Source organism: Micromonospora sp. HM5-17 (assembly GCF_003762835.1).
Classification (GTDB): Bacteria; Actinomycetota; Actinomycetes; order Mycobacteriales; family Micromonosporaceae; genus Plantactinospora.
Genome location: NZ_RJWA01000002.1, coordinates 739,258 through 759,636, shown reverse-complemented (window position 1 = coordinate 759,636; position 20,379 = coordinate 739,258). Strand labels below are relative to the sequence as shown.

The 20,379-nt window shown below is 72.0% G+C and carries 15 protein-coding genes, 1 tRNA gene and 4 pseudogenes; 4 read left to right on the top strand and 16 right to left on the bottom strand.

From position 1 onward, the window contains the following. Nucleotides 1-12: 12 nt before the first annotated feature. The 6 genes and pseudogenes from EF879_RS08435 to EF879_RS27575 all read right to left on the bottom strand — a co-directional run bounded on the left by EF879_RS08435 (nucleotide 13) and on the right by EF879_RS27575 (nucleotide 8,062). Nucleotides 13-981, bottom strand: coding sequence for a LysR family transcriptional regulator (locus EF879_RS08435; protein WP_123556442.1), 969 nt, complete (start codon nucleotides 979-981; stop codon nucleotides 13-15). A 204-nt stretch (nucleotides 982-1,185) separates the two neighbouring features. Further along, nucleotides 1,186-3,303: pseudogene (locus EF879_RS28760) on the bottom strand (DNA gyrase subunit A); the annotation flags it as partial. 393 nt (nucleotides 3,304-3,696) lie between these two features. Continuing rightward, nucleotides 3,697-4,584: pseudogene (locus EF879_RS28755) on the bottom strand (LAGLIDADG family homing endonuclease); the annotation flags it as partial. A gap of 6 nt (nucleotides 4,585-4,590) precedes the next feature. Then, nucleotides 4,591-4,998: pseudogene (locus tag EF879_RS28750) on the bottom strand (DNA gyrase subunit A); the annotation flags it as partial. A 71-nt stretch (nucleotides 4,999-5,069) separates the two neighbouring features. After that, complete coding sequence (locus tag EF879_RS08425; protein WP_123556438.1) at nucleotides 5,070-7,127, bottom strand: type IIA DNA topoisomerase subunit B; 2,058 nt, start codon at nucleotides 7,125-7,127, stop codon at nucleotides 5,070-5,072. After that, entirely contained in the window at nucleotides 7,124-8,062 is a 939-nt protein-coding gene (locus EF879_RS27575; RefSeq protein ID WP_199736239.1) for an NAD-dependent epimerase/dehydratase family protein, read from the bottom strand. Before EF879_RS27575 ends, EF879_RS08425 begins: the two co-directional genes overlap by 4 nt. Here EF879_RS27575 and EF879_RS08415 point away from each other — a divergent pair. Beyond that, on the top strand, nucleotides 8,039-8,929 hold the full coding sequence (locus tag EF879_RS08415; protein WP_123556435.1) for a hypothetical protein: 891 nt from the start codon (nucleotides 8,039-8,041) through the stop codon (nucleotides 8,927-8,929). The genes EF879_RS27575 and EF879_RS08415 overlap by 24 nt on opposite strands. Nucleotides 8,930-9,011: 82 nt before the next feature. Here EF879_RS08415 and EF879_RS27185 read toward each other — a convergent pair whose 3' ends face one another. Next, nucleotides 9,012-9,182: a hypothetical protein gene (locus EF879_RS27185; protein WP_158624138.1), complete on the bottom strand. Its 171-nt coding sequence runs from the start codon at nucleotides 9,180-9,182 to the stop codon at nucleotides 9,012-9,014. Between the two features lie 833 nt (nucleotides 9,183-10,015). Between EF879_RS27185 and EF879_RS28050 the strand changes: the two genes are divergently transcribed. Then, nucleotides 10,016-10,798 carry a hypothetical protein gene (locus EF879_RS28050; RefSeq protein WP_233604313.1) on the top strand — a complete coding sequence of 261 codons (783 nt, stop codon included), beginning with the start codon at nucleotides 10,016-10,018 and terminating at the stop codon, nucleotides 10,796-10,798. 419 nt (nucleotides 10,799-11,217) lie between these two features. On the opposite strand, the pseudogene EF879_RS28045 reads toward EF879_RS28050, so the two are convergent. The 5 genes and pseudogenes from EF879_RS28045 to EF879_RS08385 form a co-directional block, all read right to left on the bottom strand. Further along, nucleotides 11,218-11,580, bottom strand: a pseudogene (locus EF879_RS28045) (hypothetical protein); the annotation flags it as partial. Between the two features lie 279 nt (nucleotides 11,581-11,859). After that, complete coding sequence (locus EF879_RS08395) at nucleotides 11,860-12,414, bottom strand: GNAT family N-acetyltransferase (RefSeq protein ID WP_123556429.1); 555 nt, start codon at nucleotides 12,412-12,414, stop codon at nucleotides 11,860-11,862. Nucleotides 12,415-12,429: 15 nt separating this feature from the next. Beyond that, on the bottom strand, nucleotides 12,430-12,552 hold the full coding sequence (locus EF879_RS28495) for a hypothetical protein (RefSeq protein WP_255420903.1): 123 nt from the start codon (nucleotides 12,550-12,552) through the stop codon (nucleotides 12,430-12,432). Between the two features lie 152 nt (nucleotides 12,553-12,704). Continuing rightward, nucleotides 12,705-12,779, bottom strand: a tRNA-Val gene (locus tag EF879_RS08390). Between the two features lie 50 nt (nucleotides 12,780-12,829). Further along, nucleotides 12,830-13,432, bottom strand: coding sequence for a TIGR02611 family protein (locus EF879_RS08385; protein WP_370375457.1), 603 nt, complete (start codon nucleotides 13,430-13,432; stop codon nucleotides 12,830-12,832). 299 nt (nucleotides 13,433-13,731) lie between these two features. Here EF879_RS08385 and EF879_RS08380 point away from each other — a divergent pair, with 299 nt between their 5' ends. Beyond that, the gene (locus EF879_RS08380) at nucleotides 13,732-14,163 is read left to right on the top strand and encodes an SsgA family sporulation/cell division regulator (protein WP_101365276.1); all 432 of its coding nucleotides are present in this window, start codon (nucleotides 13,732-13,734) and stop codon (nucleotides 14,161-14,163) included. Nucleotides 14,164-14,360: 197 nt separating this feature from the next. Here the strand turns inward: EF879_RS08380 and EF879_RS08375 are convergent, their stop codons facing one another. The 3 genes from EF879_RS08375 to EF879_RS08365 form a co-directional block, all read right to left on the bottom strand. Next, entirely contained in the window at nucleotides 14,361-15,137 is a 777-nt protein-coding gene (locus EF879_RS08375; protein ID WP_123556426.1) for an SDR family oxidoreductase, read from the bottom strand. Nucleotides 15,138-15,396: 259 nt separating this feature from the next. Beyond that, entirely contained in the window at nucleotides 15,397-16,338 is a 942-nt protein-coding gene (locus tag EF879_RS08370; RefSeq protein ID WP_123556424.1) for a hypothetical protein, read from the bottom strand. A gap of 81 nt (nucleotides 16,339-16,419) precedes the next feature. After that, on the bottom strand, nucleotides 16,420-16,941 hold the full coding sequence (locus EF879_RS08365; protein ID WP_123556937.1) for a VOC family protein: 522 nt from the start codon (nucleotides 16,939-16,941) through the stop codon (nucleotides 16,420-16,422). A gap of 159 nt (nucleotides 16,942-17,100) precedes the next feature. On the opposite strand from EF879_RS08365, the gene EF879_RS08360 reads away from it, so the two are divergent. Further along, nucleotides 17,101-18,897, top strand: a complete 1,797-nt coding sequence (locus tag EF879_RS08360; RefSeq protein WP_123556422.1) for a tetratricopeptide repeat protein — start codon at nucleotides 17,101-17,103, stop codon at nucleotides 18,895-18,897. Here EF879_RS08360 and EF879_RS08355 read toward each other — a convergent pair. Next, nucleotides 18,894-20,309, bottom strand: a complete 1,416-nt coding sequence (locus EF879_RS08355; RefSeq protein WP_123556935.1) for a cell wall metabolism sensor histidine kinase WalK — start codon at nucleotides 20,307-20,309, stop codon at nucleotides 18,894-18,896. The two genes, EF879_RS08360 and EF879_RS08355, sit on opposite strands and share 4 nt — an antisense overlap. Nucleotides 20,310-20,379 lie beyond the last annotated feature (70 nt).

Sequence of the window (20,379 nt, the reverse complement as noted above, 5' to 3'; positions counted from 1 at the left end):
TCACGCCGATACTTATAGGCTCCGCCTATCGTTGCTGGTCACGGCGGCGTTCGAGCCGACGTACGCGGCGAGGCTCCGGGCGTCCGTGGCGTCGTCGCCCGCGCCGGTGACCGCCGAGGCCGCGGCGAGGAAGGCCGCGGCGGCCGGCGTCAGCGGAGCCTTCCGGGTCACGAACGCGACCTCCAGGTGCGCCGCGGGTTCCAGGTCCAACACCAGGGCGCCGGAGCGCTGGGCGAGCCGCGACCAGGAGTCGGCGACCACGGCGAGCCCGACACCGCCCAGCACCAGCGGCAGGAACGCCTCCCGGTTCTCCGACTCGACCACGATCGTCACCTCGATCCCGGCCGCCCGGATCTCCTCCACCAGGTCACGCATCCCGGTCCCCGGTTCGCCGACGATCAGGCGGTGGCCGGCGAGCTGCTCGTACCGCACCGGCGTCCCGGCCGGAAAGGGGCCGTTCCCGGGCGTGACCAGCACCAGGCGGTGCCGGCCGGCGGGATACACCGCGACGGTGTCGAGCCGGGGAGCGTCCCGGCTGGCCAGTAGGCCGATCTCGGCGGTCCCGGTCCGGACCATCTCCAGCACCGTGTGCGCCCGGGGCGCCGACCGGATCCGGACCGAGACACCGGGATGCCGGCCGGTGAACCGCCGTACCACGGTGGAGAGCGGCTCGACCGTGGCGGACGGCATCGCCGCGATCTCGACCCGGCCGGACCGGAGGTCCTGCACCGCGGCGACCGTCGCCCGGGCCAGTTCGAGCCCGCGTACGACCTGCCGGGCCGGGGCGATCAGGGCGCGACCGGCACCGGTCAACACCACCCGCCGACCGATCCGGTGGAACAGCTCGCTGCCGAGATCACGTTCGAGGGCGCGGATCGCCTGGGACAGCGACGGCTGGGCCACGAACATCGCCTTGGCGGCCCGGCTGAACCCGCCGTGGTCGACGACCGCGAGAAAGTACTCCAGTTGTCGAGCGTCCATGTCGCCCCACCACCGTCACCGTCGACGTCGCTTGCCCCGCCGACCGGGTGAACCCGGGCGCCGGCCGGAGATGGCGATCGATGGTACTGGGCACGGCGGGTCCCGCACGGCCGACGTGCGGGACCCGCCGGGACGCGGCCCGGGACGGACGGCCCGCGGCGCGGAAACCGGGACCGTCGGCCCCGGGCACCCGGTGCCGTCCGCTCAGTCTCGCTCGAGGAGCCGCCCCACGAAATCAGGCCCGAACATGGCGGCGCCCGACCCGTCGCGGCGCTGGTCCGGGTCGGGAAGCCGCACCGGATCACCCCGCTTGGTCACCCCGACCGGGCGCGGCCCGATCCAGGCGACCACGAGCCGGGACTCACCCTTGAGGAAGCGCTGGGCCCGGACGCCGCCGGTCGCCCGACCCTTCGCCGGATAGAGCGAGAACGGGCTCACCTTCACCCCGCTGCCGGTGGAGGTGACCACCATCGGCTCACCCTGCTCCGGCTCGTCCGCGCGAACCGCCCCAAAGAAGATCACCTCGGCGCCGGCACCGAGGTTGATTCCGGCCATGCCGCCGCCCCGAAGACCCTGCGGCCGGACCAGGGAGGCCGGGAAGCGCAGCAGCGAGGCGGCGGACGAGACGAAGGCCAGGGTCTCGGTGCCGTCGACCAGCCAGGTCGCCCCGACCACCTCGTCGCCGTCCCGGAGGCTGATCACCTCGAACTCGTCGGCCCGGACCGGCCACTCCGGTGCACAGACCTTCACCACGCCCTGCCGGGTGCCCAGGGCCAGGCCGGGCGAACCGGCACCCCGCTCGCCGAACGGCGCCAGACCGACCACCCGCTCCCCCGGTTCCAGCGGCACCAACTCGGCGGTGGCCATCCCGCCGCTGAGCGAGACCGTGCCGGACTGCTCCGGCAGCACCGGCAGCGGCAGCACGTCCGTCTTGAAGGCCCGCCCCGCGCTCGTGATCAGCAGCACCTGCCCGCGTGCGGTGGCCGGAACGACGGCCCGGACCGCGTCGTGCTTGGTCCGGCCGTTGCGCCGACGGCCCTCGGGGGTCTCCTCGGACTCCGCGGCCGTCCGGGCGACCAGCCCGGTCGCGGAGAGGATCACCTCACAGGGATCGTCCGCCACCTCCAACGGGCCGGCCGACGCGGAGGCGGCCAGCACCTCCCTGAGGTCGCCGTCGATCAGGGTGGTCCGGCGTTCCCGGCCGAACTCCCTGGCGACCGCCGCCAGCTCCTCGGAGACCACCTTCCGGAGCACCCGCTCGTCCTCCAGGATCTCGGTCAGCGCGGCGATCTCCTCACGGAGTCGGTCCCGCTCCACCTCCAGTTCCAGCCGGTCGAACTTGGTGAGCCGCCGCAGCGGGGTGTCCAGGATGTAGCCGGCCTGGATCTCGGAGAGCCCGAACTGCGCCATCAGGGCGTCCTTGGCAGCCTGGGCGTTCTCGCTGCCCCGGATCAGCCGGACCACCTCGTCGATGTCGAGCAGCGCCATCAGCAGGCCGTCGACCAGGTGTAGCCGGTCCTGTCGCTTGGTCCGCCGGAACGTCGTCCGGCGGGTCACGACGTCGTACCGGTGCCGGAGGAAGACCTCGAGGAGTTCCTTGAGGCCGAGGGTCTGCGGCTGCCCGTCCACCAGGACCAGGTTGTTGACACCGAACGACTGCTCCAGTGGGGTGAGCCGGTAGAGGTCGGCCAGCAGCGCCTGCGGGTTGACCCCGACCTTGCACTCGATGACCAGCCGGGTGCCGTTCTCCCGGTCGGTGAGGTCCTTGACGTCGGCGATGCCCTGCAGCCGGGCGGGCTGCCGCTGGCCCTTACGCGGACCGGAGGTGATCAGCTTGCCGCGCGCCTCGTCGGTGATCGCCTCGATAACCTTCTCGGCACCGACCCCGTACGGCAGCTCGACCACCGTGATCGCCTGCCGGCCCCGGCTCCCCTCCAGCGGCCCGATCTCGACCCGGGCCCGCATCCGGACCACGCCCCGCCCGGTCTGGTACGCCTTGCGCACCTCGTCGAGGCCGAGCAGCAGGCCGCCGGTTGGCAGGTCCGGGCCGGGAACGAACCGCATCAGCTCGTCCAGCGAGGCGTCCGGGTGGTCGATCAGCCAGCGGGCGGCCTGGACCACCTCGGCGAGGTTGTGCGGGATCATGTTGGTCGCCATCCCGACCGCGATCCCGGAGGTGCCGTTGACGAGCAGGTTCGGGAAGGCCGCCGGCAGCACCGTCGGCTCGGTCAGCGACCCGTCGTAGTTCGGCCGAAAGTCGACCGTCCCCTCGCCGAGCTCCCCGACCAGCAGCATCGCCTCCCGCGACATCCGCGCCTCGGTGTTGTGGTTGACGAAGGCACCGGCCAGGAAGGAATGATCTTCGGACTCCACCCGAACGGAGTACACCTCGGCCGGCTCGGCTGGAACAACCTCGGAGACCGTCTCGAATCGGTACCCCGAATCCATGATCGGCAGAATCGTGGCGAGGACCTCCGGATCCTTCACCCAGTCGATGATCCGCGCCCGTTCCGTCTCCCACCGCTCCATGCGGTCGAAGTTGTGGACGGTGAGCCACTTCCGCCCGCTCCCCCGACGGCCGAACTCAAGCGCACCGCGCACATAGTCGGCGACGAAGGGGACGTGGTCCCGCGAGAGGCGGTGGGGGCGCAGCGGCGCGTGACGCAGCAGTTTCTGCAACACGGCCTGCTTGGTGCGAAGAAACCCGACCCGCTGGGCGTACGCCTTGATGTTACGGAGCCCGGAGATCACCAGGCGGTGTTCGACCGAGCCACCGGGCCGGGTGTACCGGCGCCGGCAGGCGATCACCCCGAACTCGGCCAGCAGCTCCTGGAGTTCCTGGCCCAGCCGCTCACTGTAGGTCGTGTACTGGATGGTGAGGCTGTCGTTGGCGACCCGCACCCCGCCGTCGCCCTCGAAGATGGCCATGAGGAAGGCGCGTTTGACACCCCAGCCCCCCGACCAGACGAACCCCGGAACAAACTTCTCGCGCGCCTGGTGCCCAATCAGTTCCGCCAGCGGACTGGCCCGGAACGCGTCCATCCCTCCGGAGAACTCCTGGACGTCCAGCTCCAGGACGCGCTTCCGGTCACGCCGGGCATGCCGTTCCGATACGGAGCGGGCACCCCCGACGATTTCGTCGTACGCGTGTAAGACCTCGGAGAAGAAGTGTTCGTCGGTGTTGTTGAAGCCGGCCCGGCTGTCGCTCGCCCAACCTCCGGAGACCCAGGCGCCGGCCAGTATCCCAAGGTTGTACTCCCGGGCCGTCGGCACAACCTCGGACCATGCGTTGCGGGCGATGCAGACCACCGTCCCCGGCTGGATCTCGTCAAGCCGCCGCCACTGGAACAGCGGTACGCCCATCGGGTTCTCGAGGCAGAGCACCAGGTGATTCTCGCTACCGCGGAGCGAGTATCCCGACGTCGTGGTGATCCGGATAGTCGGGTGAACGCCGGAGTTGAAGACCCGGTTAACCCGAACCGCTTTGCCGTCCTTGTCCAGAACCTCAAAATCGGCGTCCCGCTCCGCATTGGCGGGCAGGTCGACCAGGTCCGCGATACGAGGGCTGGAGCCATCGGCGAGACGAATCCGGGTGTCACCCACCACGCAGTAGCGCGCGGCCGCCGGCCCGTCGTCCGGGGAGCCGAAGTTACCGTGCCCGTCGATGAGTGGGGCGTTGAGCGAGAAGTTTTGGGCAAGCCGGACCATGGCGTCGTAGATGGCGGCGTCGCCGTGCGGATGGTACTTACCCATCACGTCACCGACGACCCTGGCGGACTTGACGTGCGGACGGTCGGGCCGGTAGCCCTGCTCGCTCATCGAGTAGAGAATGCGCCGGTGCACCGGCTTGAGGCCGTCCCGCGCGTCGGGAAGCGCACGGGAGTGGATCACCGAGAAGGCGTACTCCAGGTAGGAGTCCTCGACCTCGGTGGCCAGCGGGTTGTCGGTGACCCGCGCCCCCGCCCGATCGAAGGCGGAGAGGTCCACCGTCGACCTGTTGCCCGTACGGCGTGCCATGGCTTCGCGCTCTCTTCCCTCGCCTGGCGCCGGGCCCCCGGCGCCGCTGTCGTCCCTGCGACCGACGCGCCTCAGGCGTCGATCGCCTCCTGGTCAACCCGGTTGGCCGATTCGATCAGCCAGTTCTTCCGGGGTTCGACCTTCTCGCCCATCAGAAGCTCGAGGACCGCCTCGGCCGCCTCCGCGTCGCCCAGGGTGATCCGCCGGACCGCCCGGGTGGCCGGGTTCATGGTGGTCTCCCAGAGCTCGTCGGCGTCCATCTCACCGAGGCCCTTGAACCGCGGCACCGGGGTCACCACCTGCTTGCCCGCCTGCTCCAGCCGGGCGACCGTGCTCAGCATCTCCGCCTGGGTGTAGGTGTAGATGGTCTCCGGGTTCTTGCCCCTGGTAGTGATCTTGTGCAGCGGCGGGACGGCCGCGTACAGCCGACCCGCCTCGATCACCGGACGCATGTACTTCGCGAAGAGCGTGATCAGCAGAGTCCGGATGTGGGAGCCGTCGACGTCGGCGTCGGCCATGATCAGGACTCGGCCGTACCGCAGGGCGGACAGGTCGAAGGTGCGCCCCGAACCGGCGCCGAGGACCTGAATGATCGCCGAGCACTCGGCGTTGTCGAGCACCTGCTGCAGGGTGGCCTTCTGCACGTTGAGGATCTTGCCGCGGATCGGCAGCAGGGCCTGGTACTCCGAGGAGCGGGCCAGCCGGGCGGTGCCGAGGGCGCTGTCCCCCTCGACGATGAAGAGTTCGCTGCGGTCGACCCCGGTCGAGCGGCAGTCGACCAACTTCGCCGGCATCGACGCGCCCTCCAGCGCGGTCTTGCGCCGGGCGGCGTCCTTCTGCTGCTTCTGGGTGAGCCGGACCCGGGCCGCGTCGACGACCTTCTGGAGGACCGTCCGGGCCTCGGCCCGGGTCCTGCGGTCCTCCAGCCAGGCCTTCAGGTGCTGCTCGACGAGCGTCTGCACCACCTTGGTCACCGGGGCCGTGGAGAGCTCGTCCTTGGTCTGCGAGGTGAACTGCGGCTCCGGGATCCGCACGTGGACGACGGCGGTGACGCCCTCCAACACGTCGTCGAGAATCGGCAGATCCTCCTTCGGCTTCAGCAGGCCGCGGGCGTTGCGGATGGCGTCGGTCAGGGCGCGGACGACCCCCCGCTCGAAACCCTTCCGGTGGGTGCCGCCGTGCGCGTTACGGATGGTGTTGGTGAAGCACTCGACCGTACGCTCGTAGCCGGTTCCCCAGCGGAACGCGATCTCGACCTCGGCCCGCCGTTCGACGTTGCTGCGCATCACCCCGTTGGCGTCGGCGGCGTTCTCCCGGTAGGTCCCGGTACCGGTGACCAGCAGGGTCCCGGAAACCGGCCGCTCGCCGGCCGGGGCGAGAAAGTCGACCATGTCGACCAGGCCGTTCGGGAAGTGGAACGTCTCGACGCTGATCGACCCGCCGGTGGCGTCCCGCAGCACGTAGGTCACACCGGGGACCAGGAACGCGGTGTGTCGCAGCTTCGTCCGCACCGCCTCGACGTCCAGCGCGGCGCCGGCCTCGAAGTAGCGGGCGTCGTGCCAGTACCGCACGGAGGTGCCGGTGGACTCACCCCGCGTCATCCTGCCCACCCGGCGCAGCCCCGGGTGCGGGGTGAAGGCCGCCTGCGGCCCGGGGCCGTCGAAGATCCCCGGTACGCCGTGCTGGAACGACATCTGGTGGATCGCGCCGTCCCGCCGGACGGTGACGTCGAACCGGCGGGAGAGGGCGTTGACCGCGGAGGCGCCGACCCCGTGCAGGCCCCCGGAGGTCTTGTAGCCGGAGCCGCCGAACTTGCCGCCGGCGTGCAGCCGGGTCAGCACCAGCTCGACCCCGGAGAGCCCGGACCTGGCGTGGACGTCGGTGGGGATCCCCCGACCGTCGTCGTCGACCTGCACCGAGCCGTCGGCGTGCAGGGTGACCTCGATCCGGCTGGCGTGACCGGCGACACCCTCGTCCGTGGCGTTGTCCACGATCTCGTTGAGGAGGTGACCCACGCCACGGCTGTCGGTCGACCCGATGTACATGCCGGGGCGCTTCCGGACCGCGTCCAGCCCCTCGAGGTGGGTGAGGTCGTCGGCGCCGTACAGGATGTCAGGCTGTGCAGTCAACGAGGTGAACTCCCAGGGTTGCCGGTGGTGCGCCGCCGGGTCGGCGCCGCTGGCCGTCGGGCGCCGGGCCCCGCGCCGGTAGCGAGCGTACCCACTCCTGTGATCAGGTCCGGGGAGCGTCCGGCCTGCTCGGGGCGCGTGGCGAGCAACATCACGCGGGGATTCTTGCCCCGGGGTACGACACGGCGGGAGCCACCGGCCGGGCGGGCCGCCGGGGGGGGTGACCGATTCCCCCCGAAGCCCGCCCCGCTCACCCCGCCGCGGCCGGCTGGCGGCGGACCCGATACCGCGCCACGAGACGGTCCATGACGGCGTCGAGGCGGGGCGTCGACCCGCTGCCGGGCCGGGTCGGCGTCGTACCAGGCGACGATCTCTCGGGCACCCTGGTGGAACGGGACGGTCGCCGCGAAGTCCGGGACCAGCCGACGCAGCTTGGCGTTGTCGAAGATCATCGAGTGGGCCTTGTCGCCGAGCAACGCGGCACCCCAGTCGGCATCCTCGGCGGCGATCGCGTCGGAGGGCACGTGCACGATCCGGGCCGTCGTCCCGGCCGCCGCCGCCAGCGTCTCGGCGATCTGGTTCCAGGTCAGCACCTCGTCCGAGGCGATGTGGAAGACGTCGCCGACCGCGGCCGGGTGGCCGAGCAGCGGGATCAGCCCACGGGCGAAGTCGGTGTGGTGGGTGAGGGTCCAGAGCGAGGTGCCGTCGCCGTGCACCACGATCTCCTTTCCCCGCCGCATCCGGTCCACCACGGTCCAGCCGCCGTCGAACGGCACCAGCGTCCGGTCGTACGTGTGCGAGGGGCGGACGATGGTGGCGGGGAAGCTCTCCTCCCGGTACGCCCGGACCAGGAGACGGATCTCGGCGAGCTGCGGCCGGAGCACCTGCTCCCGGTGTTGCGCGGGCGCTCCGTGCCGGAGGCGGTCGAGGGTCATCTGGACCGCGGCAACGTGGCCGCCGCGCGGGAACTGTTGGGCGAGGTCGACCAGGAGCAGTTCGACGCGTTGGAGGCGCAGTGCCTGCGGGCGACCGAGCGGCTGGCGCGGGAACACGTCGCCGTGGTGCAGAAGGCCGAGGCGGCGATCGCCAAGCTCCGTTCGGTGGGGCTGGACGAGGCCGCCCGGGAGCTGCACGGCCGGCTCGACGCCCTGCGCACCGTGCCCCACGAACGCTACGACCTGCGCCGCGGGGCGCTGGCCGAGGTGGTCGCGGACGCCCAGCGGGAGCTGGCCCAATACCGCGAGAAGCTGGTCTTCCGGCTCAACCGGCTGGATCCGACCCCGGCGGACCGGGCGCGCATCCGCACCCTGCTCGACCGCGGCGACGAGGTCACCGCCGAGGAGTTCGTCACGCTGCTGGCGAGCGGGAGCGAGCTGCCGCCCGAGGAGGACGCCCAGCGTAGCGACGACTTCGACGAGTTCTTTCCGGCGGTCGTGGAACGGGCGGCGGCAGCCGCGGCGAACGCCGCCCCCGGGCAGCGGCCCGAACTGGAGGCGCGCTCGCGGCGGTGCTCGCCGCCGCGGAACGAGGCGAGCCGGCCCAGGGCATCCTGCGCGAGGGGCTGGACGCGTGGCGGGCACTGCACCAGCCGCAGCACCAGCGGCGCCGCAACGACGGGGAGTTCCGCCGGGCGCTCGCGGACGTGCTGCGGATGCTGGGACTGGTGCCGACGAGCAACAACGTCCTCGACCAGACCGACGCACCACGTACCCGGATGCTCGTCTACGAGGTACGGGCCCAGCCGTTGGACCGCTCGTACGTGCCGCAGTTCGGCACCCAGGCCAACGGCCGGTACACCGTGATCCTGATGTTCGAGCGGGCGGCCCCGAGCCGCCTGCTGGAGCTCGTCTCGGAACGCCGGCGGGCCCAGGCCAACCTGATCCTCTACTTCGGCACGCTCACCGTGGAGCAGCGCCTGCAGCTGCGGCAGCAGAGCGTGGCCAACCCGGGGAAGGGCTCGGCGGCGCTGGTGATCGACGAGGCGGTCGTCGGCTGGCTGGCGACCCGGGAGGAGCCGGGGTTCCGGCTGACCCAGCGGGTCACGCTGCCGTTCACGGCGGTCAATCCGTACACGCCCTTCGCCGGGGGCGACGTACCGAGCGAGGTGTTCGTCGGTCGGGAGAAGGAGCGGGCCGACGTCGAGTCGCCGACCGGGTCGATGTTCGTCTACGGCGGCCGGCAGTTGGGCAAGTCGGCACTGCTGCGGCGCATCGAGAAACTCTTCACCGACCCGCCGGGCCCGAACCGACAGCGGCACCGGGTGGCGCTGTACCTGGACCTGAAGTCCGAATCGATCGGCGAGGCACGCAGCACCGAGGAGTTGTGGAACGCGCTGATCCGCCCGCTGAAGGAGCTGGGCGTCCTCCCGGACACCTGCCCACCCAACGCGGGACCGGATCGGGTGGTGCGGTTCATCCGCGACTGGCTGATGCGGGACGAGGCCAACCGGTTGCTCCTGCTGCTGGACGAGGCCGACATGTTCCTGACCGCGGACGCGAAGCAGGGGGAGCCCGGGGTCGGCCAGTTCCGGACGTTGCAGCGGCTGAAGAGCCTGATGGAGGCGTCGGATCGACGCTTCAAGCCGGTCTTCGCCGGCCTCCACCAGGTGCAGCGCTTCCACGACTCGCCCAACACGCCGGTGGCGCACGGCGGGGCGGACACCCTGATCGGGCCGCTGCGCCCCGCCGAGGTGCGCAAGCTCGTGGTGGACCCGTTGCGGGCGATGGGGTACGCGTTCGAGTCCGACGAACTCGTGTGGCGGATCGCCGCGCTCACCAACTACCAGGCCAGCCTCGTGCAGATCTTCTGCGAGGCGCTCATCGACCACCTTCGTGGCAGGGTCGTCAAGCGTCCCGGCCGCAGGTTGATCACCAGCGACGACAGACGGGGTGTACGCCGACCGCAAGGTGCGCGAGCTGATCGCACAGCGGTTCCGGTGGACCATCAACCTGGACGCCCGCTACCGCGTCATCGCGCTCGTCGTCGCACTGCTGAGCATCGGCAGCGCGGCCGAGGCCGTGTTCAGCGCCGAGGACCTTCGGGAGTACTGCGGCATCTCGTGGCCGAAGGCGTTCTCGAGCGACGTCCTGATGCTCAAGGAGTTCATGGGCTACCTCGACGAGCTGGTCGGCCTCGGCATCCTGCACCGCAGCGGCGACAGGTACGGGATCCGGTCGCCGAACGTGATCGCGCTCCTCGGCACCAAGAACTCACTGGACCAGGAGCTGCGCGAGGCTCCCGACCACTTCGAGCTGCCGTACGAGTACAACCCGCGGACGAGCCGGATTCCCCTGGCCGCCGGCGCCACGTCCACCCCGCGACGCTCGCCGCTGACCGACGACGACCTGACCCGCCTGATCGGGGACCGGAGAACCAGCCCGACCGGCGCGGGCAAGACACACCTGGCCGGAGCGGACTACCGGCTCGCCGTCGTCACCGGCACGCCCGCACTGGGCATCGACCGGGTGAGAGAGGTGCTGACCACGGTCGCCGCCCGGCAGGGCCGGCCACTCGAAACGGTCCCGCTCGCCGAGGTTCGCCGGTGGCGGCAGCGACGAGTCATCACTGCCGGTTGGCCAGTAGCCGATCGTCGGGGCGGGCCGGCTGTGCGGTCCCACTCCCGAATCTGCTCGACCATCGCCGTCGCGGGCCGCTCACCGTGTCGGCCGTAGGCGCGCGCCCCGAACTCCACGCCCGCACCCCGCAGGGCGGGACGGACCGCGAGATAGGCGAACGAGTCCTCCCGCACAACTCCGTAGGGGAACCACTGCCCACGCTCGGCGGCCAACTCTGTTCCATCCTCGGCGATAACCTGGCAGAACCCAGGCAGGTAGCCGGCATTCCACAGATGCAAGTCGGCGAACGACGTCCCGTGCGGGATCGTGACACCCGACCACACCTCGGTGCGGCCGGTCGCCAGCACCCCGTCGAGCCGGTCGATACCCTCGGGCACGGCTTCGTCGAACCGAAGCTGGACATGATGGCCATTCGCGTCCGGCAGCTCGACGACCCGCTCCTGGTGCTGCCCGCCGCCCTGCATAGGCACAAAACCGCATACCTCGGCGCTCTCGCTCACCAGGTGATCGCCGTCTCGGTGGAACGCGACGGAGCGGGTGACTCCACCCATCCGCAACGGCACAACCAGCGTCCCGTTGCGTGCCAGCTGGTCCAGCCAGGCCGGAGAGATGTCCCAGGCACCGACCGTAACGATGATCGCTGCGAACTCGCCGTACCCGGGCAGGCCCTGCTGCGCGTCGGCCCGTACGACCGTGACCCGGTCGTCATACCCGGGCTGGCCAGCAGCCAGGCGGGGGTGGACTGGCAGTCCGGTGAGTTCTACGTCAAGCGCAGGCCAGGACGGGTCAACAGGCTCGCGTTGGACGCGGCGCTGGCGCGTGGACTGTGGGAGCGGTCGGAGCAGTTGCTCGGGCGCGCGTAGCCCGCCGGGCTGCATGACCATCAGCAGCGGGGCCGTCACCTCGCTTCGCGCGCGACGTGTCCGTCCACGATCGCCGCTTCTCCCCGATCGTGCGGCGGTCGCCGCACCCGGACGCGTTGTCGGCGGCGGTGCAGCCCTGCCTCGGCTTGCTCGCGGGATGGGTGTGGTGTTGGGGTGTGCGGCGGGGCTGTGGTCCGGGGCGCGGCTGTGTCCGCGTATGTCCGAGTGCCACGGACGCTCGACGAGTGGTGATCCTGCCGTGTCAGGTTGAGCGACCGACCAGCGTGGAGCTGCCTACGCCTGGGTCGGGGTGGTGGGCCATTCGTGGGCGAGGAGGGAGTAGAGCAGGGAGTCTCGCCAGGCGCCGTTGGTGAAGACGTGGTCGCGCAGTCGACCCTCGTACCGCATGCCAAGCCTCTTCACCACGGCGATGGAGGCGGCGTTCTCCGGGCCGATGGCGGCGGTGATGCGGTGCAGGCCGAGGGTGGTGAAGCCGTAGGCGACGAGGGTGCCGGCGGCGTCGGTGGCGTAGCCGTGGCCCCAGTGGTCGGCGTGGATGGCGTACCCGAGCTTGGCCGCCTGGTGTCCGGTGAGGCCGAGTCGGGCGAAGCCGATCATCCGATCGGTGTGGTCGGCGACCGCGAGGTAGTACTCGGTCCGGGGTTCGGCCTCGGCACGCTGGATGGCGCCGTCGATCATCGCGGCGGCCTGGTCTCGGTCGCGGCTGTCGAAGGACAGCCACCGGGTCACCCGGTCGTCGCCGACGATCGCGTGGGCGTCGGGGACGTCGTCGTGGCGGAACTCGCGGAGGGTGATCAGGCGGCCGGGGATGGGGTCGATCGGGTACACGCGGTCAATCCTGACCTATCGCGGCAGGGCGTTGGCGGGGGTGTGGGTGAAGTGCTCCATGCCGTCGATCAGGTCGCGGGCGTCGGCGGCGAGTCCGGCGCGGGTGACGGCCTGGTGGACGAGACGCATGGAGTACACGACGCCATTGAACCGCTACACCCACTCGACGGCCGAGCGGGACAGAGGGTGCTCAAGTCGTTTGCTGCCTTCTCGCTGCCTCCGGCCACCAAGTAGCCCTCAGGAACGAGTCAAGGCCCCTCACTTGGGGGGCCTTGAGCTTGTTATATGGATGGTGGGCGATACTGGGATCGAACCAGTGACCTCTTCGGTGTGAACGAAGCGCTCTCCCGCTGAGCTAATCGCCCTCAGCGCCGACGACTGTACCTGATCGGCCGGACGTCGCGCATCTTTGGGGTCAGTGCGTCGCGAGGTAGGTCATGATCCGGGCGACGACATCGATGCCCAGGCTGACCCGCAGTGAGAACCAGACCACCACGGCGACGAAGACGAGACCGACCGAGCCGATGACCATTCTCACCAGAAGCGACTGACCGCGTACCCAGCGTGCCCAGGCCTGCACATGCCGCCGGGTAAAGCCCAACAGCCTCTTGGCCCAGTGGAACTCCACCGCCCAGATACCCAAACCACCGATCACGATCAACCAGCCGGGGCCGGGCAGGGGGATCAGGGCGAGGCCGAGCAGGACGACGACGGCACCGGCGAGCGCCACCATGACCCTGAGGGTGAACCGGCCCGTCGGGTTGGCCCGAACGATCTGCAGGGCGGTACGGATCCGCCGCCACCGCAACGGCGGGTCAGGGCTGGTGGCGGTCATCACCGACTCACCACCGGTGACGGACTCCCCCATCGCACACTCCTCTCGCGAGTCTGCCGACCGATCCCCCCGTGGGACGCGCTCGCCCTCCGGCACGTCGTACCTCCGCTCCTTGCCCGTCCCTGCCGTATCGGTGCGGAGCCCGGCCGCCGTCCTCGCCCCCGTCGCGGGCGCTGTCTCCATTGAGGATGGATTGGTCGGCATTTCACCCCCCAGCGCGGCCCGGGCCGTCACCCAACAGGACGACTGGACGTTACCGGAGTAAGTCGACGACTGAACCACCTGGCGTCGTCGGGCAGGGATCCGTACCTGGGTAGAACCGGACATCCTACATAAAGATTCGATTTCGATCCGCGACTACGAAACCCCTTCCCACTACTGGGTGATATCAGCGTATGGCGGAGCGTAACCATGAGTAGCAGCTGAGGATGGGAAAGGGCGGGGCACATACGTCCCGCAGCGGTGCCGGGGGGAGAACGTCCATGAGTGTCATCCGACCAACCACGGTCGAGGTCGAGACGTCGTTAAGGCTCGTTGCACCTGACGCCACGGCTCTGCCCGTGCGCGCCAGCCTGCGCTACGACCCAGCCGACCCGTACGCGGTCCATGTCCTGTTCCACGCGGAATCCGCCGGCGGCGAGGCCGTCAGCTGGTCCTTCGCGCGGGAACTGCTCGTCACCGGGCTGGACGAGCCGGCCGGGATCGGCGACGTCCGGGTCTGGCCCTGGGCAACGCCCCGCGGGGACTTCGTCGCTCTCGCGCTCTCGTCACCCGACGGTAACGCACTGTTCGAGGTGCCTCGGAGCGTCCTGGTGAGGTTCCTGCGCCGGACATACGTGGTGGTGCCCCGCGGTCGGGAAGGGGACCACCTCGACGTCGACACCGCCGTCAACCGTCTGCTCGCCGGGCGCTGAGGCGCGCCGGAAGCACACTCCGTAGTACCGACCACGCCGCGCGGACCTGCCGAGTCCGCGCGGCGCCCTGTTTCTACCGGTCCGGTGTCACGTCCGGGACGCGAATCGCCCCCTGTTTCGATCCTCCACCGCCCGGCCGCCCCCGTTCGGCCGTCCAGCCCCCGGATGTCCTGATCCGACCCGGCCGGAGCCTCGGGTCAGCCGTGCGCGGTAATCCCGCCATCGACCGGAATGATCGCTCCGGTCAGATACGACCCCGCCCGCGACGCCAGATAGATCGCCGCCCCGGCCATGTCGTCCGGCCGGCCGATCCGCCCGAGCGGTACCTGGTGCTCGATCGTTGCCCGGGTGGCCGGATCCTCCAACGCGAAGGCGGTCATCTTGCTCTCGAAGGGTCCCGGGGCGATCGCGTTCACCGTGATGTGCTCGGGCGCGAGCTGGTGGGCGAGGCTGCGGGTCAACATGTGGACGGCGGCCTTGGTCGCCGAGTACGCGTACACCTCCATCCAGGGCACCCGGATCCCGTCGATCGAGCCGATGTTGATCACGCGAGCCGGATCGTCGGCGCTGGCCGACGCCCGCAACGCCGGCAGCAGCGCGGTGGTCAGCTGGAAGACCGCCTTGACGTTGATCGCCCAGAGCTTGTCGAAGGCGCTCTCCGGGTACGCCTCAAGCGGTGCCCCCCAGGTCGCGCCGGCGTTGTTGACCAGGACGTCCAGTGCCGGAACCCGATCGAGCACCGCCTCGGCGAGCCGACTCGCCCCCGCGGCGGTCGAGATGTCGGCGGGTATCGCCTCGCACCGGCCGAGCGCGGAGAGGCGCTCGGCCACCGCCGCGCAGACGTCCGGCTTGCGGGAGGAGACGATCACGTGTGCCCCGGCCTCGACGAAACCCTGGGCGATCATGAGGCCGATTCCTCGGGTCCCGCCGGTGACCAACACCGCCTTGCCGTCGACCGCGAACAGCCCGGACATGGACGCCTCCCTCGTGGGCGGCCGACGCCGCCGCGACGACGTCGGATCCGAGTGACGTTCGCAACTGTATGCCGGCGCCCCGCCCGGGCGGCCACCCAAGCCCGGCCGGTGCGCCACCGACACCGCGATGCGGTCACCGCCGAGGCTGCCCGTCCTCGTCCGCGCTGCCGCCGCCCCTGCTCCGGCCTGCTGGCTCGGACCGCGGGGGGTGGCGCCGCCGGACGCGACGTCAACCCGGCCCGAGCCCACCGGACCGGGGTCAGCCGTCCTGTCGCCGTAGCCGGATGACGACCTCGCCGGAGAGGCGGCCGGCGGCCGGGTCCCGGTCGACCACCCCGGCAGCCAGTAGGTCGTCGAGCACCCGCACCACGTCACCGGCCCGGTAGACGGTCCGTTCGGCGGCGAAGTGCCGCAGCTCGGCCACCGTGGCGCCGTCGAGCCCGGCGAGCCGGGCCAGGAGGTCACGACGCAGCGGGCCGGTGTCCGGCACCGGTGAGATCTCCAGCAGGTGTCCCTCGGGATCGCCGGGATCGCGGTACCGCACGTTCGCGTGCTCCGGCACCGCCCAGAGCGCGTCCTTGAAGGCGTCCAGCCGCCTACCGTGGGTGGTGGCGAAGGCGACGAGTCTCGCCTCGGCCGCCGTTCCGGGGTGCGCGGTTCCCTCGACCACCTCCACCTCGGTCAGCAGCGGAAAGCCGAGGTCATCCAGCTGCTGTCGAAGGTCGGCGCCGGACCGGGCCGGCGGATCGAGCACGAGCATCAGCTCGGCGGGGCGGCCGGCCGCGACCGCGGCGAACAGGTCGGTGCCCGGAAGCGGCCCGCCGGTCGCGTCGAGGTAGACCAGCACCGGCGCGGCGGCCGCGCCGCTCGCCTTGAGCAGCACCGGCAGCCGGCCGACGTCGCCGGGTGCCGCGTGCGCGGTCACCGCCGCCGGGAGCTCCGCCGCCACCGCCTGGTGTCGGGCAAGAAGGTCGTCCTCGGGCGGGACGAGCGTCACCGCGGTCAGCTGCCGGCCTCGTGGCGGCACGTCGGCGAGGTCGCGGAGGACCCGCAGGGCGGCCTCGGCGGTCCCGTCGGCGGAGTCGCGGTACGTCTGGACGAAGGTGGCCCGCCGGGATCGGCGGAGGGCGTCCGGCACCCAGGCCGCGAGATGGCGGACCAGGACATCGCGGAGGACGGAGCCGATCGGGTGAGCGGACATGGTGCCGGTTCTACCGTGCCTCGCCCGGGCCCGTCGCAGCGGGGTGGCGGGAGCGGGCTGATGCCGCCCGTAGCCCGCGGTTCAGGTTGGTATCGAGATCCCGACGCCACCCCGGGTCTGGCCGCCGTACCGCTGCTTCTCCCGGGCCAGGTCGAGGCGGCCGATCCGCTTCCGGGCCTCCAGGGCCGCGTCGTCGAGCCGGTCCGCCGGAACCAGCCAGACCACCTCGAACTCCAACCCGTCCGGGTCGCGGCCGTAGAGGCTCTTCGTGCTGCCGTGGTCGGAGCTGCCGACCAGCGCGCCGACCTCGCCGAGCCGGGCCCCGATCGCCTCCAACTCGTCGAGGGTGTCCACCTCCCAGGCGAGATGGTAGAGGCCGACCGTGCTCCTCCCCGCGTCAGACGCGCCGGCCGCGGCGCCCACCTCGAACAGTCCCAGGTCGTGGTCGTTGGTCGAACCGGGTGCCTGCAGGAACGCGGCGCCGTCGAATCCGTCCGGGGTCATCGCGACCTGCCGGAAGCCCAGGACGTCCCGGTAGAAGGCGACGCTGCGGGCGAGATCGCGGACGAAGAGGACGGCGTGGTTGAGGCGATGGATCGGCATGGCCACCACGGTAGCCCTCGCGACCACCCCCGAACGCGGGTCGCACCGCGACGCCGGGCACCGCACCCGACGCCACGATCCCGGTTCGGCGGATCTCCTGAGCGAACTGCCCCCGGCCGGCCCCTTGTACCGACCGTCGCCGGCCAAGCACGATGAGGCGTGGCTTCCGGCTTCGGTGAACTCACCCAGCAGGCGCACGCGCTCGTGGCCGCGGGCGACCTGGCCGGCGCCCGGGACCTCCTCGGGGCTGCACTGCGCGGTGCCGACCCGAGCCCCGGCAACGCCGAACCCGACCTGGCCGAGGCGGCCGGCCTCCAGGCCCGCGTACTGGTCACGCTCGGGGACGCCCACGCGGCACGCGGCTGGGCCGCCTTCGCGTACTCCGCGGCCACCCGGCTGTACGGGCCGACCGATCAGCGAACGGTCGCCGCCGCCGCCACCCTCGCCGCCGTTCTGCACCGGGTCGGCAACCACGCCCGAGCCGCCGAGCTGTACCGCGATGTGATCATCGAGTTGACCGCAACCGACGGACCCGAGTCGCTACGGGTGCTCGCCGCGCACGCCGACCTCGCCACCGTCGAGTACGCCCAGGGCGAGTGCACGGTCGCCCGGGATCGGCTCCAGGACGCCTGGGAACTGCACCGCGAGGTGTACGGCGACGCCCACCCGAGCGGCATCCGAATGCTCGCCCGGCTCGGCGCCATGCAACGGGACTGCGGCCGCTTCGCCGAGGCGCACCAGAGTCTCGCGCTCGCCCGGGAGCTGTGCCGCGCACACCTGCCGGCCGACCATCCGCTGACCGCGCAGGTCGCGGCGCTCGCCCGAGCGGCGGCCGACCCCGACCACGTCTGTGCCGACGCCTCGACGCCGACCGGGAAGCCGCCCCGGGCCCCGGCCGCCCGGATCGACACCCCCGCCGATCCGCCCGACCCGGGCCCGGGCGCGCCGCCTGGCACCACCCACGCGTACGGCGTACCCGAGCCGGCCTCGGAGTCGGTCCCGCCGGCCCCGGCGTCGCCGCACTCCGCGTCCGTGCCGCCACCCCGGCTGCCGCTCGCCCCGCCGGTCAGCCCGCCCCCGGTCGGCCCGGCGCCCCGATGGGCCACGCCGGCCGGCGAGCGGTCGGCCCGCCCCCCGGTGCCCCCACCCCGAAGCGCGGTCGACCACGTCGGATCCCCCGTCCCGGAGGTCCACGATCCGGACGGCGCGGACGACGAGGACCCCGACGTCGAGCCGGGTTGGTGGCCCCCGACCGTGGCGCCGCCAGACCCCGTGGCCGGGGCGGGTTCCGGCCGGCCGGAGCCGGCGACCCCCGCGTTGCCGCCGGCCGTTCCGGCCTTCATCGCCGACGGGCACCCGGGGCGGACACGGCCGGCCCCCGGCCCACGCCGCACGGACGCCGAGGAGTTCGACGAGACCGACTCGGGGCGGTTCCGGCACCTGCCGGCGATCCGTTCCCCGCGGCTCCCGGTCCGGATCCCCCGGCCGGACCGGCCGGGCCGACGAATGTCACCGGCCGTCGTCGCCGGGCTCGTGCTGCTGGTGCTGACCGGTACGGCGGCGGTGGCGACCGGTTTCGGACTGACCGGCAACGGAGAGGAGCGCCCGGTCGGCGCGGCGCGCACCACCGGAGCAGCCAGCCCGGCGGCGTCCCCGCCCGCATCCCCCGGCGCTCCCCCGGGCGAGGTCACGCTGGTCGACGACCGGACGCGCGTGACCCTGACCTGGGCATACCCGGTCGGCGCGGCGGGGCGGGTGGTGCTGGCCGGGGGGCGTGCCGGCCAGGAGCTGCGGCCCTTCCAGGAGCTACCCCCGGGATCCACCGGCTACGTCGTCTACAACCTCGACGCCCGAACCAACTACTGCTTCTCGGTCGCCGTGGTCTACTCGCCCGAGGTGGTGGGGCGGGCCGATCCGGTCTGCACGGAGCGCTCGGGCAGCGAGCCGGCGCGCTAGGCCTCCGCCGGGGTGTCCGGGTCGGGTGCCGGTTCCGCGCCCCCGGGTGGCGTCGGACCATCGTCCGGCGGTCGGGGTGCGGCGGGTAGCCGTACCTCGACCCGGAGCCCGGGCTCCGCGTCGGCCAGGGTGACGGTGCCCCCCTGCCGCCGGACCAGCTCGCGGACGATGGCCAGTCCCAGTCCGGCGCCGCCGGCGTCCCGGGCCCGGGCGTCGTCCAGCCGGGTGAACCGGTCGAAGACCCGCTCCCGGTCCGCCGGCGGGATACCCGGGCCGTCGTCGGTCACCGTGACCAGGTGGTACGTCGGACCGTCCCGGCCGCCGGGAACGGCTTCCAACACCACCTTGCTGGTCGTGTGCCGTACGGCGTTGTCCAGCAGGTTGGCCAGGATCCGGGTCAGCGCGTCCGGCTCCCCCACCGTCCAGAGCGGAAACCTCGGCGGCCGTACCTGCACCGGCGGCGCGGGGTAGCGCTCGGCGACCCCCGCCAGCAGCTCCCCCAGCTCGATCGGGACACCGGCCGCGGGCGGCGCCCCGCCCGCCTCGTCGAAGCGGGCGAGCAGCAGCAGGTCGTCAACCAACCGGCTCAGCCGCTGGATGTCCGCGAGCAGGTCGTCGGCGACCCCCGGCCAGTCGGTCGCCGCCCCGAGCCGCTGCGCCACCTCCAGCTGGGTCCGCATGTTCGCCAGCGGGCTGCGCAACTCGTGCGCGGCGTCGGCGACGAAGGCTCGCTGTCGGTTCCGGGCGGACTCAAGCCGACTCAGCATCCCGTTGAGGGTCACCGCCAGCCGGTGGATCTCGTCCCGGGACGCGGGCACCGGGAGCCTCCCGGGCCGGGCCCCACCGGTGATCTCCTCCGCGCCGGCCCGCAGCGCCTCCACCGGTCGCAGGGTCGCCCCGATCACCCGCCAGGCCACCCCGGCCAGCAGGACGAGGAGCAGCGGGAAGCCGACCAGCAGGATGGTCCGCACCACGGCCACGCTGTTCCGGACATCCGCGGTCGACTTGGCGACCAGGACCGTCTGCGGATCGTCCGCCGGCCCGGCGGGGACGGCGACGACCCGGATCGGCCCGTCCCAGCCGAGCCGGCGTCCGGGCAGGTAGAAGCGATCCTGCTCCCCCGCGTGGAACCGTCGCAGCTGGTCGGGCGGGAGCATCGGCACCAGCCGGTCGGCGTCGATCGAGGCGGCCCGGATCCGGCCCTGCGCGTCGACGACCTGCACCCGGACCTGATTGCCGGCGACCGGTAGCGGATCGGGCAGGGCGTTCTCACCGGCCAGCCGGGCGACCGCCTCAGCGGTCTTGAGGGCCTCGGTGTCCACGGTCCGTTGCAGCGCGTAGCCGAGTGCGCCGAGCAGGACGAGTCCGCCGACCGCGAGCCCGGCGCAGAGCCCGGCCACACCGATGATCATGAGTCGGGCACGCAGGCTCAGCCGCAGCCAGAGGCGGCAGAGCCGGCAGAGGCGGCGCCGGGCACCCGCC

What these genes read in the sequence shown, in the direction of transcription:
- EF879_RS08435 (WP_123556442.1), bottom strand. Translation starts at nt 981, where the DNA reads ATGGACGCTCGACAACTGGAGTACTTTCTCGCGGTCGTCGACCACGGC.
- EF879_RS27575 (WP_199736239.1), bottom strand. Translation starts at nt 8,062, where the DNA reads ATGACCCTCGACCGCCTCCGGCACGGAGCGCCCGCGCAACACCGGGAG.
- EF879_RS08385 (WP_370375457.1), bottom strand. Translation starts at nt 13,432, where the DNA reads ATGGAGACAGCGCCCGCGACGGGGGCGAGGACGGCGGCCGGGCTCCGC.
- EF879_RS08380 (WP_101365276.1), top strand. Translation starts at nt 13,732, where the DNA reads ATGAGTGTCATCCGACCAACCACGGTCGAGGTCGAGACGTCGTTAAGG.
- EF879_RS08375 (WP_123556426.1), bottom strand. Translation starts at nt 15,137, where the DNA reads ATGTCCGGGCTGTTCGCGGTCGACGGCAAGGCGGTGTTGGTCACCGGC.
- EF879_RS08370 (WP_123556424.1), bottom strand. Translation starts at nt 16,338, where the DNA reads ATGTCCGCTCACCCGATCGGCTCCGTCCTCCGCGATGTCCTGGTCCGC.
- EF879_RS08365 (WP_123556937.1), bottom strand. Translation starts at nt 16,941, where the DNA reads ATGCCGATCCATCGCCTCAACCACGCCGTCCTCTTCGTCCGCGATCTC.
- EF879_RS08355 (WP_123556935.1), bottom strand. Translation starts at nt 20,309, where the DNA reads ATGATCATCGGTGTGGCCGGGCTCTGCGCCGGGCTCGCGGTCGGCGGA.